The 13892-nt window shown below is 38.8% G+C and carries 12 protein-coding genes; 7 read left to right on the top strand and 5 right to left on the bottom strand.

Annotation, left to right across the window (positions count from 1 at the left end):
* Positions 1-346: 346 nt before the first annotated feature.
* Positions 347-775 (bottom strand): VOC family protein, encoded by a 429-nt coding sequence (locus tag ACYVHJ_RS22685; RefSeq protein WP_339901413.1) that lies wholly within the window; start codon positions 773-775, stop codon positions 347-349.
* 382 nt (positions 776-1157) lie between these two features.
* Here ACYVHJ_RS22685 and ACYVHJ_RS22680 point away from each other — a divergent pair, with 382 nt between their 5' ends.
* The 3 genes from ACYVHJ_RS22680 (at position 1158) to ACYVHJ_RS22670 (ending at position 4280) form a co-directional block, all read left to right on the top strand.
* The gene (locus ACYVHJ_RS22680) at positions 1158-2135 is read left to right on the top strand and encodes a GlxA family transcriptional regulator (protein WP_460519672.1); all 978 of its coding nucleotides are present in this window, start codon (positions 1158-1160) and stop codon (positions 2133-2135) included.
* A gap of 81 nt (positions 2136-2216) precedes the next feature.
* Positions 2217-3437, top strand: a complete 1221-nt coding sequence (locus tag ACYVHJ_RS22675; protein WP_460519669.1) for an exo-beta-N-acetylmuramidase NamZ family protein — start codon at positions 2217-2219, stop codon at positions 3435-3437.
* 135 nt (positions 3438-3572) lie between these two features.
* Positions 3573-4280 (top strand): SIMPL domain-containing protein, encoded by a 708-nt coding sequence (locus tag ACYVHJ_RS22670; RefSeq protein WP_339901411.1) that lies wholly within the window; start codon positions 3573-3575, stop codon positions 4278-4280.
* Here the strand turns inward: ACYVHJ_RS22670 and ACYVHJ_RS22665 are convergent.
* The 4 genes from ACYVHJ_RS22665 to ACYVHJ_RS22650 all read right to left on the bottom strand — a co-directional run bounded on the left by ACYVHJ_RS22665 (position 4277) and on the right by ACYVHJ_RS22650 (position 8003).
* A complete protein-coding gene (locus ACYVHJ_RS22665; protein ID WP_460519665.1) occupies positions 4277-5947 on the bottom strand; it encodes a DUF6909 family protein in 1671 nt (556 codons plus the stop codon). The genes ACYVHJ_RS22670 and ACYVHJ_RS22665 overlap by 4 nt on opposite strands.
* 146 nt (positions 5948-6093) lie before the next feature.
* Positions 6094-6360 carry a hypothetical protein gene (locus tag ACYVHJ_RS22660; RefSeq protein ID WP_339901408.1) on the bottom strand — a complete coding sequence of 89 codons (267 nt, stop codon included), beginning with the start codon at positions 6358-6360 and terminating at the stop codon, positions 6094-6096.
* Between the two features lies 1 nt (position 6361).
* Entirely contained in the window at positions 6362-7420 is a 1059-nt protein-coding gene (locus tag ACYVHJ_RS22655) for a PA0069 family radical SAM protein (protein ID WP_339901406.1), read from the bottom strand.
* A gap of 37 nt (positions 7421-7457) precedes the next feature.
* The gene (locus ACYVHJ_RS22650; protein WP_339901404.1) at positions 7458-8003 is read right to left on the bottom strand and encodes a class I SAM-dependent methyltransferase; all 546 of its coding nucleotides are present in this window, start codon (positions 8001-8003) and stop codon (positions 7458-7460) included.
* A gap of 269 nt (positions 8004-8272) precedes the next feature.
* Between ACYVHJ_RS22650 and ACYVHJ_RS22645 the strand changes: the two genes are divergently transcribed.
* The 4 genes from ACYVHJ_RS22645 to ACYVHJ_RS22630 all read left to right on the top strand — a co-directional run bounded on the left by ACYVHJ_RS22645 (position 8273) and on the right by ACYVHJ_RS22630 (position 13891).
* Positions 8273-9955: an amidohydrolase family protein gene (locus ACYVHJ_RS22645; RefSeq protein ID WP_460519660.1), complete on the top strand. Its 1683-nt coding sequence runs from the start codon at positions 8273-8275 to the stop codon at positions 9953-9955.
* A complete protein-coding gene (locus tag ACYVHJ_RS22640) occupies positions 9948-11318 on the top strand; it encodes an amidohydrolase family protein (RefSeq protein WP_460519657.1) in 1371 nt (456 codons plus the stop codon). The genes ACYVHJ_RS22645 and ACYVHJ_RS22640 overlap by 8 nt, the downstream gene beginning before the upstream one ends.
* A 51-nt stretch (positions 11319-11369) precedes the next feature.
* Positions 11370-12659, top strand: coding sequence for an amidohydrolase family protein (locus ACYVHJ_RS22635; protein ID WP_460519654.1), 1290 nt, complete (start codon positions 11370-11372; stop codon positions 12657-12659).
* Between the two features lie 71 nt (positions 12660-12730).
* Positions 12731-13891 carry a C40 family peptidase gene (locus tag ACYVHJ_RS22630; protein WP_460519651.1) on the top strand — a complete coding sequence of 387 codons (1161 nt, stop codon included), beginning with the start codon at positions 12731-12733 and terminating at the stop codon, positions 13889-13891.
* Position 13892 lies beyond the last annotated feature (1 nt).

The following is a 13892-nucleotide window of genomic DNA, read 5'->3' as shown; positions in this document are numbered from 1 at the left end:
TTATCTCTTTCAATTAAAAATGAATAATTGTGCCAAAATAGCCAAAATCTGCACTTAAACCATAAGAAACCCTTTAAAAGGAGCTTATAAAATTCCAAAGATGAACTATGAAATATTTAGAAAAGTAAATGAATAAAACAAAATGAATTAGAACTGACATCCTCTTTTTTTCCTCTCTACCGGAATAAAATAAAGATAGCTTAAAGATGAATAATATGCTTATATCTTTCTATGCTAGGATAGAATCAAATTTAAAATAATAAAGCAATAAATGTGCTGATCCTGCTACGCATACAGCCATTTATTGCCTTAAGATCGGTATTTTTTTTCTTTGGGTTTACACTAATTATTCGGCATTTTCAGGATTGTAATTCACCATCCAATTGATTCCAAACTTATCAGTAAAACTACCAAAATAATCTCCCCAAAACTGATCCTCCATGGGCATTTCAATTTCTCCTCCATCGGATAGTCCATTAAAGAGCCGATCTGCTGCTTCTCTGCTTTCCGGATGTAGGGAAATATAATTTGTGTTTCCTTTTTTAAGGGTTTGTCCCATGGAAGGCATGATATCAGAAGCCATAAGAATAATATCTTTGCCGATGGGCAGAGAAATATGCATTACCCGGTTTTGCTCTTCTTTGGGCAATTTCTCAGCACCGGGAGCCTCGCTCATTTTCATCAAGGCACTAAATTCACCACCAAAAACAGATTTATAGAAGTTAAATGCTTCTTCAGCATCTCCGTCAAAATTTAAATAAGGATTGATTTTCATGATGTAGTATATTTAAATTAGTTAAATTAAAGAAGCACTTTTATTTCAATGAATGCAAGCCATCCCTATCCCCTTCATTATCAATTAACAGAAAGGTAAAACAATGCTTATCAATTTATATTTTTAATAATAAATTACAAACCCAGCTTTATTTAAACACTCTTTTCTAATACAATTTTCTCTTGCAAAATAAAATGGTAGCTCTGTTTACTAATGCTTTAACTCCAAACATTTCCCTTAAAGCTCCTTTCAAAGTTAGCTGAATAGTTTTATATTAAAGAAGGTAGAATCCGTCAATCTAAGGGGTTGATTGCGACACAATCTTTATTTACCTTTCTTTAAGTAATTAGGGCCGGCATCAATTATTTTAATAAAAGAAAAGATGAAACACGTATCAATCCTTATTCCCAGAGGCCACACAAGCATGGTAAATATTAGTGGAAGCCACCAAATGCTAAATTGGGTAAACGAATTTTTTATTAAAAGTGGAAGAAAGCCACTCTTCACCATTCAATTGGTAGGGCTTGAAAAACAAACCGAACAAAGCCACGGACTTTTCATCGTCAAACCTGAAATATTGATTGACCAAGTCAGTAAAACTGACCTTATCATTATACCTGCAATCCATGGTGATTTTAATCAAAACCTAAAAATAAACACTCTATTTCTTCCCTGGATCATCAATCAACATAAAAATGGTGCGGAGGTGGTCAGCCTTTGTGTGGCTTCATTTTTTCTGGCAGAAACAGGACTTTTGGATGGCAGGCAATGCTCGACACACTGGCAGTTTGCCAATGAATTTCGAAAACGTTATCCCAAAGCAATGCTAAAAGATGACAAAATATTGACTGAGGCCGATGGTATTTATACCAGTGGTGGGGCTTATTCCTTTACCAATCTTATATTGTATCTCATAGAAAAATTTGCCGGTAGAGATACAGCTGTAGCCGCAGCCAAAGGATTTATGATTGATATTGATCGCAGCAGTCAATCTCCCTTTATGGTTTTTTCAGGACAAAAATCACATCAAGACAGGGAGGTATTGAAGGCACAGGAACATATAGAGAAACATTTTAATGAGAAATTAGCCATAGACAAGCTCTGCAATGAATTGGCCATTAGCAGGAGAACATTTGAAAGACGGTTTAAAAAAGCTACCGCAAATACCATTGTAGAATACCACCAAAGGGTGAAGGTGGAAGCTGCAAAAAGAGCATTGGAAACAGGTAGAAAAAACATCAATGAAGTCATGTATGAGGTAGGATACAATGACCCCAAAGCTTTCCGAGATGTTTTTCGAAAAATCACCGACATGACCCCATTAAATTATATGAATAAGTATAGTAAAGAAGTTATTTAATATGTAGTCCATCAATAACCTCAGTCTAATTAGGTTGGGCTTTACTTTTTCCTTATTATATTCAATCAAATTAATGTACTTATGTCCTTACCATTGAAAAACCTTTGCTTTATTTTTTGCTTGCTTTCCATGATTAATTTCAACGCAGGAGCCCAAGTGAGTTGGGAGCAAGAAAGTGAAATTTTAACCGGAGCAGATCAAACAGAAAAATACCTGCCGTATTTAGAAGGAAAAAAAGTAGCCATTATGGCCAACCCTACAAGCATTATTGGGGAGAGGCACTTGGTAGACAGTCTTCAGTCCCTCGGTGTGGAAATCGTTAAAGTTTTTGGCCCTGAGCATGGCTTCCGAGGCAATGTGGGAGCAGGCGTTCATGTAAAGGATGAAATAGACAGTAAAACAGGAATTCCAATCGTTTCACTATATGGCTCAAAGAGAAAGCCTTCCAAGGAGGATTTAAGCGAGGTTGACCTTTTGATATACGATTTGCAGGATGTTGGCTGTAGGTTTTACACCAATATCAATGCGCTGGCACGGCTTATGGAAGCCTGCCAAGAGCATGATTTAGAATTGCTTATCCTTGACCGGCCAAACCCTAATGGATATTTGATAGACGGTCCGGTTTTAGACATGAAGTACAAATCCGGAATAGGACAGTTCCCCTTGCCTATGTCGCATGGTTTAACTGTGGCTGAATTTGCCCTGATGGCGAATGGTGAAGGCTGGCTCAAAGACAAGGTGCAATGCAAATTGAAAATTATTCCTGTGGTCAACTATGCCCATGCCATGCCCTACACCCTACCGGTATCCCCCTCTCCCAACCTAAACACTCAGCAGGCCGTACTTCTGTATCCATCTACTTGTATGTTTGAGGGCACATATATCAACCATGGAAGGGGCACTTATTTCCCTTTTACTGTTTTCGGAAGTCCCGCCTACAAAGGAATTTATTCCTTTTTCTATACCCCAAAGAGCATCGCAGGCATGTCAAAAAGTCCATTGTTTATGGATCAAGAATGTTTTGGTCTAGATCTACGTGATTACAACACGGATTTATTGCGAGAAACCGGACAAATAAATCTAAAATGGATCATGGAACTCTATAAAAACAGTCCTGAAAAAGAAAAGTTTTTTGATGGAAGTCTCAGCAATCAAATGAATAATATTGAGATCCAAATCGGCTCAGGGCTTTTTAGGCAACAAATCATTGAAGGAGTCCCTGAAAGTGAAATTAGAGCAAGTTGGGAACCGGGTTTATCAAACTATAAATCAATGAGAAAGCAATACTTGCTGTATCCCTAAAGTATTGATCAATAAATAAGCCTCTTCCCAAATGCCAAGATGGCACTGATATTGATAAAGAAATATTGAAAGTAAGGAAGTTACTTATTTTTAAGAATTAAGGTTATATTAAATTTTATATTAAAATTTTGGATCATGAAAATTGATTGGTTAAAAACACTTCTTTTTAGTGCTGCCGTGATTGTCGCAGGTTTTTTTATTGGAAATATGCACAAGATAGGCAAGCAATACGATAGGTCAGTTCAAGTTAAGGGCTTGTCTGAAAGGGAAGTAGACGCAGACCTAGCCGTTTGGCCCATCAATATTTCATTAACTGCCAATGATTTAAATATCCTAAGCGGAGATATAGAGAAACAAAACAAGGAAGTCTACGATTTCTTTATTGCTCAAGGTTTTACTGAGGATGAATTGACAAAGGGAAGTACCAACATTAGTGATCTTAAGGCAGATAGATACAATGCCAATGCTCAATATAGCGCATTTCGGTACCTGGCCAAATCAGAGTTAACAGTCAGAACAAATGACTTGGCAAAACTCCAAAAAGCCCTTTCTGAATCCTTGACCCTTATGTCTAAAGGGATACTGTTGGAATCAAAAAATACCTGGAGACCCATAGAATATATTTTCACAGGCCTCAATGACCTTAAACCCTCAATGATAGAGGAAGCAACAAAAAACGCTAGAGAAGTGGCTGAAAAATTTGCCCGTGATTCAGATGCCAGTGTAGGTAAGATCAGAACGGCCAGACAAGGCTTATTTACCATCAATGACCGGGATGAGAATACACCTCAAATTAAAACCGTAAGGGTAGTTACCACCATTGATTTCCAATTAGAAGACTAGACTTCGGCTATTTTCTCAAGAATTTTATAGGTGATCAAATAGGCCGGTCTCACACCGTCCATTCCTAATGCCCCTGAAGCCAAGGTGCTACCTGTTTCCAATGGGTTGTCGGAAGCATAATAGGCGTACATCACTTTGACATTCTTTCTAATGCTATTTCTAATTTTACTGGCGGATTGAATGGCTTTTTGGTAATGGGCACCTTCCATTTCCAAGCCTGCAGCATTCCAGGAAGACTCCATAAAATACCCCAATACCTCCTTGTTTTGAAGGGATGTTCCCAATACGGTGATCATTGGCCCATCATAAACACCAAGCCCGTAGCCTTCGAAATCGCTGGGACTCAATTCATTTTTGAACGGATAATTATCAGCTGTTCCTTCAAACACATGGGCATTTGGGATCATAATGTCGCCCTTCTTCCCTTCAAGAATCCCGGCTTTACCGATAATAGAAGTACTGATAATATTCAATGGAATCTTCTTCTCACCCAGTTCATAGGGCTTCAACAATTCATCAAAACATTCATAGGCTTGCTCTCCAAAGGCATAATCCATCACTATCAACACCGGCTTCTTCTTTTTATCCTGAGGAAGTTTTACTCCAGGAATTAGCGCTTCAGACACCATTTTATCGGTATCAATAATTTGGACACCAATGTTGGTACCGGAGGAATCAGGCAATTGAGTTAAACCGTGTTTTAGGGCATAGGCCAAGACCTCTTTGCCCTTATTTCCCTTACCATTGACACTTATTTTTAAAGCCATTTCCTCAATGGTTTCATAATTTTCCAATTCAAAGGCTTGGTAACCATAAATGGTATTGAGCACACTGTGTAAATTGGCGCTGATCACATGTATGGGTCTTTCCAATAAATCCTGTTCTTCTAAAACGGCCTTGATACTGTCAGCCCAGGATTCACCATAAACATGGTGCCCTACTCTTTCTCTCAAGGTGGCAGAAAAGGAAATTTCTCTATCACGGTCTTCTATCATTTCTTCCATGGATAACCTTCCCATATGGTATATGATAGAAAAAAGACTATTGCTATTTTGTGAGTTACCAAACTTCTGAACGGCGCCCTTGGTCTCTTCAAATGTCCTGCCGGTGATATGGCTAAGGTAAGAACAGGCAGCTTCCTTATTGTACTCCTCACCCTTTATCTCTTTCTCTACGACCTCCTTAAGTTTTCTCCAATTAAGGTTTATTCTTCCTTTAGGGTCAGTACTGTTTTTTCGGATTTTTTCTGACTCGATGTACAAAAATGTTAGGTGAGTAAGGATGTCATAAATATCACTTTTACCTCGTGTCATCTCCACGTACATCTGCTCTTCATCCACTCTGTAACAATTCCGCTTCCTCTTGGATGGCACCAATGGTAAGAATCCTGAATCTTCGTAACCCTCCCTACTAATTAACCGAATATATCGGCATTCCTCAATTCCTTGAGGAAGACGTTCCATAACATATAACAAACCTTCTAATTCAAGCTTCTCAGGGTCATTGACCAAACCATAGATTTCCGGGCTGAGGGTGAGCAAAGCATCCACTAAAGACTCCCCTGAAACTCCTGTTGGTTTGTAATTGCCACGCATAAAAAGATGTCGCATGGTGATGTACAAACGTTCAATGGCTGCTCTGGATTCCTGCGCTTTGGTCCTTTTCATATTGTCATGATTTAAAAATTAGGTAAAACTACAAAATTATACGCTGCTTCAATAATAGCAGTGTACGATTTGATCAAATATAACCTTTTCCTAATCTGAGTAAAACAATGTGGACCCTACAATCTACCGAAAGAAATAGGCTTAATTTATAGCCTAAAGGTATTGCTACCCAGCTTGATTTTATTGTCTTCTTCCAATACGCTTTTGCTAAGGCTTTTACCTTCATCTGCTAAGGCAATACAACCCTTTTCATGCAACCAATTGACTGCTTTGTATTCTTCATCCAGGAAACTTTGCCAGTCGGTAGGATAAATCCATTTCAATACTTCGGTGGGACAAAAAGCATTGCCCTTTTTTCTTTTGGCCATTTCCATGGTGGCCTGTACCAATATTCCTTTATCAAGATAGTCCATACTAAAAAAGTTTTGTTTGTCCATTACCTATAAATTGACTGAAATCAAAAGCAGGCATTTTTGAGCCTTTGGGGAGATACTTTCTAATGGAAAGTTGCATTAGGTCTGAAATTGTTTTGGCCAGAACCCCATCTCCTTTAAGCCTCCTTCCCCAAGCAGTATCATTGGGATTCCCACCATGCAAGGCTTCTATTTGATGCATTACTTTTTCTGCTCGATCAGGAAAATGTTCCAATAACCAGTTGTGAAACAAATCTTTTACTTGACCATTCAACCTCACAACGGTATACCCCACTTTCATGGCACCTGCCTCGGCTGCAGATTTAATTATTTCCGGAATAGCCTCCGTATTGATTCCGGGAATGATTGGAGCAACCATTATGCCAATAGGGATCCCTGCTTTAGAAAATTTTCGAGTGATTTCAATTTTTTTTGCGGCTATAGCGGTTCTGGGTTCTAAAAGCAGTTTTAAACCCTTATCTAGATGATTAATAGAGAAGTAGACATGCACAAGGTTTTTGCTTGCTAACTTTTTCAGCAGTTCAAAATCTCTTTCTATAAGGCTATTTTTTGTTATTATGCTTACCGGGTGATTATAGGACAAGCATGTTTCTAGGATTTTTTTGGTAAGCTGGAATTTATTTTCAGCAGGCTGGTAACAATCTGTATTTCCGGAAAGCATGATCGCTTGTGCCTGGTAATTTGGCTTTTCAAATTGTTTTTTCAGTTGCGCAATGATATCGGTCTTTACCAATATTTTTGTTTCAAAACCTAAACCGGCGTCGTATCCCCAATATTGATGCGAATTTCTTGCATAGCAGTAGATACAACCATGTTCACACCCTTGATAAGGATTGATAGAGTAATTTAATGGCAAATCAGGACTGTCATTGACACTTAAGGCTGATTTACTATTGATAGATATAAACTTTGTTCTTGGGTTTTCCTCATATTTAGGGATGTCAATCCCTTCTATATGTTCCTGAACAAGTTCGTTTTTTTCATAAGTATTACCCGGCTGTTGGCCCGTACCTCTTCCCTTAAAATTCGCTCCTTTCATCAGAAGCAATTTATAAAATTAAGTGGAAAAAACCTTATCAGCTGTTACAGACCATTATAAAAGCCGGAGGAAAATTCTTTAGGGTAAAGGCTGTTTTTATGGTGCTAAAATGACTAGCAAATTGGAACCGCAAAAGGTAGGAATAGCAAATTTGGATAAAATAACCGCTTGGCTTAAGCATCAGGCTACTTTTCTCGTAAATGGCCGTTCTGGCTTCTTTGGAAATAAGGCTAAAAGGCAAGGAAGATAAGATCAAATCAACAGGCTCTCCTTTCAGGTGTTTGTCCATATTTTCTGCAGAATCACAGATAATTACCACGTTGTCTGAAGCAAATTCTTTTTTAAGGTTTTCACAAAAATGCTCACTAATCTCAAATACATACAGGGTGGCATCCTTGTCCATCCTTTCAATGATTCCTTTAGTTATACTACCATCTCCTCCGCCAAGTTCTACAATGACCTTTGCACCTTTAAACTCGGCAAAAGACAACATTTTATTCACAAGGGACTTTGAACTAAATGTTACTGCGCCAGTAGTTTTAATATTGACAAACAACTCTTTAAAAAGCGAACTTTTACTCATTAGTTAATTGAATTAAACCAGGGTTTAGCTTTAAAACCTTCTGCAACTGAATTTTATAAATATTTAATTACCATCACAAATTTCAAAGTTACTAAAATCAACTTCATATAATTCATTTTTAATCAAAAAAAGAAAAATTCATTTTGATTAACTGTCACTTCTGAAAGAAATGCTATTCTCTACCTGAAGCCAATTTTTAACTAATATCTATTCTTAAATTGAGTTTAAAAGCTTATTTTTAGCTTTTAGTTCAGTACAAATTCTTAAAAATGAAGTCAAAAAAACAACTCATTTTGCCCTATTTTACTGCCATTCTTATATGTATGCTTGTGAATTTAAGGCAATCACAGGCTCAGAGTGACAATAATGGTGACAGGAGGGTAACGACAAGTTATTTTCTATCAGGGGCAACAGTAATCCCCTCACCGGGTAAAATACTTAGCGATTATGACATTCTTTTTAAGAATGGTATTATTGTAAAAGTTGGAAAAAACCTCCAGGCCCCCTCTGATGCAAAAGAGATCAATGGTAAGTCCTTGTTTGTATATCCCGGATTTATAGATTTTGGCAATAAATCAGGAGTCAAAGCACCTGAGCTTCCCGAGAAGCCCGGTAATTTTGACTCTTCCAATCCAAATCCTGAAATCGCCGGTATTCACCCTCATTTTTCTGCAGCTAAACATTATAAGTTTGATGAAAATCTTGAAGAAGAATGGAGAAAGCTTGGGTTTACAATAGGACAAAAGCTTCCTATGGGACAGGGAATGTTACCCGGGTCAACGGCAGTTGTTGTTTATGGAGATGCAGGCAATAACAATTTGCTTACAACCATGCAATCCCAATTTTTTCAATTTAGCACCATTAGGGGGCTTTATCCCCATACCAAACTTGCCGTAATGGCAAAGTGGCGTGACTTGTACCAAAATACATTGCTATATGAGGAAAGCCTAAAATTATATGAGGAAAACAAACAAATTGGAAGAGTGAAAATTGACCCTGTTCTCAACGCCCTCCTTCCTGTCCCCCAAGGCAAGCAGCCTTTATTGGTCTCCGTAAAAAGTGAATTGGATTTAAGAAGAGCCGTAAAAATGCAGGATGAAAACAATTTCGAGCTTATTTTACTTGGAATAAATGAAGGGGATTCAGCGATCCCTTTACTAAAATCCAAAGAAATAGGAGTTGTTTTAAGCTTGGATCTTCCTAAAGATAATTTTACAGATTCACTGCCTAAAGCAAAACAAGGAAAAGATTACGAGGCCCTTATCAAACGAGGAAAAGAAGCCTACAAAGATGCATTAAGCTTAGCATCAAAGTATGAAAAAGCCGATATCCCCTTTGCATTCAGCAGTCTTGGCGTAGATAAGAAAGACTTATTTAAAAACCTTAGATTAATGATTGAAAACGGGCTATCAAAAGAGGCTGCACTGGCTGCATTGACCAGCAATCCCGCCAAACTTTTAGGAATAGAAGAAATCAGTGGGAGCATTTCTCCCGGCAAAATGGCCAATATGGTAGTGATGACCGACAGTCTTTTTTCCAAGGAAGCCATGGTAAAAATGATCATTAGTGATGGTTACCTATTTGATTACAGTGAAGGTGCAAAATTGACTGATGGAAAAAACCAAATCTGGAACTACACTGCTGAAACACCGGTGGGGCAATCTAAAGGAACATGGGAATTTGTTCAAAATGATGACAAATGGGTAGGAACAGTTTCTTATGACAGTCCTAAAGGAACCGGAATAAAAACCTCAGAAATGAAGGACTTGGTGAAGACCGAAGATACTTTGTCATTTTCATTTTCAATAGAAACCAACGAGGAAGTCTTGGAGGTAACGGTATCCGGAGATATGGATCAAAATAATTTTGAAGGCAAGATGAATATCAAAGGCTATAATCAGTTTACTGTTAAAGCTTCAAAAAAAGATAAACCGAATAAAATCCATGAATAAGACATTACTACTACTGGCTGGTTTGTTAATTTGGTTGGGTACCCAAGGCTTCGCTCAGGAAAATTCTGCTGCAGACGTATTGATAAAAAACACCCATGTCATTACCATTACCAATGGCACACTGGAAAATACAGATGTACTCATTCAAGATGGGATAATTAAAGAAATCGGAGCCAATCTAAAAGCCAAAAAAAATATTCCGATTGTGGATGCTGCAGGACAATATTTGATGCCGGGGATAATAGACGCACATTCCCACCTGGCACTTGAGATAGTCAATGAAGCCAGTAGCCCCATCACATCAGAAGTTCAAATGAGGGATGTGATCGACCCATTCGATATCTCTATATACAGGGCTTTGGCAGGCGGAACCACCATTTCCCATGCCATGCATGGATCTGCCAACGTAATCGGAGGACAAAATGTAACGCTAAAGCACCGCTATGGTACAGCTGATCCCGGGAAACTGATTATGGAAGAAGCTCCGCGAACCATTAAATTTGCACTTGGTGAAAACCCCACTAGGGTTCATGGAATAGGCAAGAACCTACAACCCAGGTCCAGAATGGGCGTAGAGGCTGTCATCCGCAACGGCTTTGAAGAAGCCCTGCAATACAAGAGAGTTTGGGCAAACTGGGAAAAAGACAAGCAAGACAAAAAGACAATATCCACTCCACCAAAGTATAATTCCAGACTGCAAACGCTTGTGGACATTTTGGAAGGTGAAATTATTATTCATTGCCACTCCTATAGGGCAGATGAAATTTATATGCTAATCCAGGTTTGCCAGGAATATGGCATAGACAATATTGTCTTTTCACATGTTAATGAGGGATTTAAGGTGGCTCCGGAACTAGCAAAACACACCATGGGAGCTTCTGTATTTTCGGATTGGTGGGCATATAAGTTTGAGGTGTATTATTCCACTGCTTACAATGCAGCCATACTTACCAAAAACGGTGTGGTTACCTCCATTAACTCAGACTCAGATGAGCTTATTCGTCACCTCTATCATGAGGCAGCAAAAACCCAGCGATATGGAGGACTCTCTGATGAAGAGGCCTTGGCCTTAATTACCATTAACCCTGCCAAACAATTAGGCATCGACCAATTTGTAGGGTCCATTGAAGTAGGAAAGCAAGCTGATTTGGTATTGTTTGACAAGCATCCACTTTCCATATATGCCATACCACAGATGACTTGGGTAGATGGTGTCAAATTTTTCGATAGGGCAACTGATGAAGCCGACCAAAGGCTAAAGATCAACGTAAAAAGATCCCCGGATCCATTTCGTTTAAGTACAGGCACACACAACTGCATGCAGGATGTTGACATGTTGTTCACTGAAAATCAAGACTTTTAATTGCTTACAATGAAGAGACTGCTCAATTTCCTTTGCAAAAATAGAATTTCTATGAAAGAGTTTAAGTTGTTTTTAGGACTCTGTTTTTTGTTACTAAACTATAGTCTGATGGCCCAGATTGAAGGCGAAGTTATCAAACCTTTCAAGGCTAATTTCTTGCTAACTAACGCAACAATCTATACCGTTACAAACGGGGTATTGGAAGATCATGACTTATTGATAGAAAATGGACTAATTAAAGCCATTGGAAGAGATCTTCCAGAACAAAATTATACCATTATTGACTGTACAGGCAAATTCATTTATCCCGGTTTTATTGATGGAGGCACCAGCTTGGGAATAGTGGAAATTAACTCTTTACGGGAAACCCAAGATTATATGGAATTGGGAAAAGTGACACCACAAATGCAAGCCCTTACTGCGGTAAACCCTAATGGGGTAGCCATACCTGTTACCCGTGTGAGTGGAGTCACTACAGTACTAACCCAACCCAGAGGGGGCTATTTCCCCGGCACAGCAGCACTTATCAATCTAAATGGTTATACCCCTGAACAAATGTACGGAGGTTTTAAGGGGGTAAATATGAATTTCCCCTCAGCCGCAAGATCAGGAAGCTATGACAACCGTTCCTTATCAGATTTGGACAAGGCTGCAAAAGAATCCCTAGAGGAAATTGACGCGCTTTGGGAAAAAGCAGCCACTTACCTTTCTATCAAAAAGAAAGGTGGAGAATTGGAATATTACCCCGAAATGGAGCAACTTTCTAAGGTATTGGCTAAAGAGTTGCCCTTACTTATTGAGGTCAATGCTGCCCAAGATATCCTTTCTTCTCTTGCTTGGGCTAAGGAGAAACAGATAACACCTATCCTAACAGGAGTTGCTGAAGGGTGGAAAGTAGCAGATAAAATTGCTGCTGCCGGAATCCCGGTCATTACAGGCCCGGTCTTGGCCTTGCCAACCCGAAATTCAGACAATTATGATGCACCTTATAATAACCCTGCACTACTCCAAAAAGCAGGAGTTAAAGTAGCCCTACGGACAATGGATGCCGAAAATGTTAGAAACTTGCCTTTCCACGCCGGTTTTGCAGCTGCCTATGGAATGGGTTCTGAAGAGGCATTGAAGGCCATTACTATAAATCCCGCAGAAATGTTTGGTTTAAGTGAGCAAATGGGTTCACTTGAGGAAGGAAAAAATGCCACGCTTTTTATTGCGGATGGAGACCCCTTTGAACCCAAAACTCAAATTCAACAAGTATTTATTAAGGGCTATAGAATACCTATGACCAATAGACATATTCGGCTTTATCAAGAATTCTTGAATAGGGAAATGCAACCTTAAATTAGGGACTCTTCCTTATTATTTTATTTTATACTTTCTCCAATCAATAGAGAATAATAGCGTATTTAGCCATGAAATACACATTTTACATTTATTTATTCTTGCTGGCTACATTCATTGCTTGCAAAAGTGAAGACAGGAAACCAGAAGTTGACAATACAATTGCCGAAGTAAAAGAAGATTTTGCTCCGGATAAACGCGTAGCCCTATTTGATGTGCAATGGAAAGATGGCAAATTAATAGGAGAGACTAATTTACCCGAAGCCCACGATGCTTTGCTCGCAAAGTTAGCTGCTAATGATATTGAATTTAGTGATTCCATACAGCTACTTCCTGCCGCTGAACTGGGTTCCAAGCATTTGGCTTTGGTAACCAATTCCGTAGCCAATATAAGAAGTGCACCCAAACATTCTGCAGAACTTGCTACCCAAGCCCTGATGGGCACTCCCTTAAATGTGTTTAAATCCAATGGGAGCTGGTATTTGGTACAAACGCCTGATGACTATATATCGTGGGTAGATGCTGCAGCCATTGTATTGGTGGATCAACCAACCCTGAATAAATGGTTTGAAAAAGAAAAAGTGGTAGTCACAGAAATGATTAGCAGTATCTATAGCGATGATAATTTTGAGGACATAGTAAGTGATGTCACTGCAGGAAATGTGCTGGAAGTAAATGGTTATCAAAATGGAAATTATTTGGTGACTCTTCCCGACCAAAGGACGGGAGTTATTCAAGGAGACCATGCCATCAGCTACGAGGTTTGGAAAAATAGCAGAAACACCAGTGACTCAAACCTTATACAAACTGCACAAAAAATGATGGGATCACCCTACCTATGGGGTGGAACTTCCCCAAAAGGAATTGATTGCAGTGGTTTCACTAAGACCATCTACTTTCTTAATGGCATGGTCATTCCTAGAGATGCTTCACAACAGATTAACGAAGGTGAGTTGATAGATGAGGACAAAAATTGGGAAAATTTACAAGTGGGTGACCTATTGTTTTTTGGTGTTCCCGCTACAGATACTACCAAGGAGCGTGTGGTCCATGTAGGTATGTGGATAGGTGATGGGAAATTCATTCATTCAAGAGGAAGAGTTAGAATCAGTAGTTTTGACCCTGAAGATGAGCTCTTCGATGCTGCTGAACTTAAGAGATATTTACGAACCAAACGTATCAGAAACCAACCAAGTGAGAATATTCTGACTGTTGAACAGGTGTTACAATAAT

The sequence above is a fragment of the Cyclobacterium sediminis genome (assembly GCF_054781075.1).
Note: the sequence above shows the minus strand (reverse complement) of the source record. Positions and strands in the feature narration are given on the sequence as shown.

Coding starts and splice junctions, on each gene's coding strand:
- ACYVHJ_RS22685 (WP_339901413.1), bottom strand. CDS start 775: ATGAAAATCAATCCTTATTTAAATTTTGACGGAGATGCTGAAGAAGCA.
- ACYVHJ_RS22680 (WP_460519672.1), top strand. CDS start 1,158: ATGAAACACGTATCAATCCTTATTCCCAGAGGCCACACAAGCATGGTA.
- ACYVHJ_RS22675 (WP_460519669.1), top strand. CDS start 2,217: ATGTCCTTACCATTGAAAAACCTTTGCTTTATTTTTTGCTTGCTTTCC.
- ACYVHJ_RS22670 (WP_339901411.1), top strand. CDS start 3,573: ATGAAAATTGATTGGTTAAAAACACTTCTTTTTAGTGCTGCCGTGATT.
- ACYVHJ_RS22665 (WP_460519665.1), bottom strand. CDS start 5,947: ATGAAAAGGACCAAAGCGCAGGAATCCAGAGCAGCCATTGAACGTTTG.
- ACYVHJ_RS22660 (WP_339901408.1), bottom strand. CDS start 6,360: ATGGACTATCTTGATAAAGGAATATTGGTACAGGCCACCATGGAAATG.
- ACYVHJ_RS22655 (WP_339901406.1), bottom strand. CDS start 7,420: ATGAAAGGAGCGAATTTTAAGGGAAGAGGTACGGGCCAACAGCCGGGT.
- ACYVHJ_RS22650 (WP_339901404.1), bottom strand. CDS start 8,003: ATGAGTAAAAGTTCGCTTTTTAAAGAGTTGTTTGTCAATATTAAAACT.
- ACYVHJ_RS22645 (WP_460519660.1), top strand. CDS start 8,273: ATGAAGTCAAAAAAACAACTCATTTTGCCCTATTTTACTGCCATTCTT.
- ACYVHJ_RS22640 (WP_460519657.1), top strand. CDS start 9,948: ATGAATAAGACATTACTACTACTGGCTGGTTTGTTAATTTGGTTGGGT.
- ACYVHJ_RS22635 (WP_460519654.1), top strand. CDS start 11,370: ATGAAAGAGTTTAAGTTGTTTTTAGGACTCTGTTTTTTGTTACTAAAC.
- ACYVHJ_RS22630 (WP_460519651.1), top strand. CDS start 12,731: ATGAAATACACATTTTACATTTATTTATTCTTGCTGGCTACATTCATT.